At 65.3% G+C, this 935-nt stretch carries 1 protein-coding gene; it reads left to right on the top strand.

Annotation, left to right across the window (positions count from 1 at the left end):
* The coding region (locus UG56_RS27735; RefSeq protein WP_143055233.1) for an HNH endonuclease signature motif containing protein at positions 1 to 262 on the top strand (262 nt) is incomplete at its 5' end.
* Positions 263 to 935 lie beyond the last annotated feature (673 nt).

Here is a 935-nt window from a genome sequence, read left to right on the forward strand (position 1 = left end):
GTTACGGCTACGCGACAAGTGCTGCCAGGCCGAAGACTGCGACGCCCCCGCGGCCTGGACCGAAGCCCACCATCTGAAACCCTGGTCCCAAGGCGGGAAGACTGATCTGGCCAACATGGTGCTGTTGTGTGCCAGTGACCATCGCCGCATCCACGACCCCGACTACACCTACCAGCGGCTCCCGGACGGACGGATCCGGTTCACACGATCTAGTCGCACCGGCCGAATCAGAACGATTCTCCTGACATCGCTGACGTGTTAGCCCGGCCCGCGCTGACCCAACACCATCGGATGGCACAGAGTTCCGCGCGCCGATGGCTGATGGCCCGCTCGCGCGACTCCTTCTTGGACCGCTGCTCTGACCAGTAGCGACCCAGGTGATGCCGACCAGTAATCGCCTGCCGCCGAGCGATTGTTGACCAGGCGATGCCGAGGGTGGTCTCTACATAGCGCTCCACGTCGTTCCGCGACCCGTCTACGCCACCGTCGATCTTGTTGTCAGCCAGCCGGATCCCCTTGCCGAGGCGTCACCCGCGTCGGCCGAGACGTCACCTACGTCGGCCGAGAGGTCACGTACGTCGGCCGAGTTGGCAGTCCAGTGCCCACTCGGCCGACTTACGTGACCTCTCGGCCGGTCAGGCGAGCCGGGCAGACGGGTTGCTGCGATTGCCATGGCGTGGCAATCGAGAGGGGCTTGACGGTCGGGCGTCGGTGCTGGGAGGGCGGCGACGAGGGGGTGTCGTTGCAGGGTCGGGTGAGCCGGGGGCCGCGCCTTGTGAAGGATTCACAAGGCGTCATCGTCTAGTACAGGCACGAGGAGCTTCTCCTGCCCGAAGTAACCAGCCCGGATCGCCAAGCACCTCCGCAACTCATGGAATCCGCGCCAGACCCTGCCGCCGACCCGATAGCCAGCCAAAATTCTCGGGGTTGGCCGG

Source organism: Nocardioides luteus (genome assembly GCF_000960475.2).
Taxonomy (GTDB): Bacteria; Actinomycetota; Actinomycetes; order Propionibacteriales; family Nocardioidaceae; genus Nocardioides; species Nocardioides luteus_A.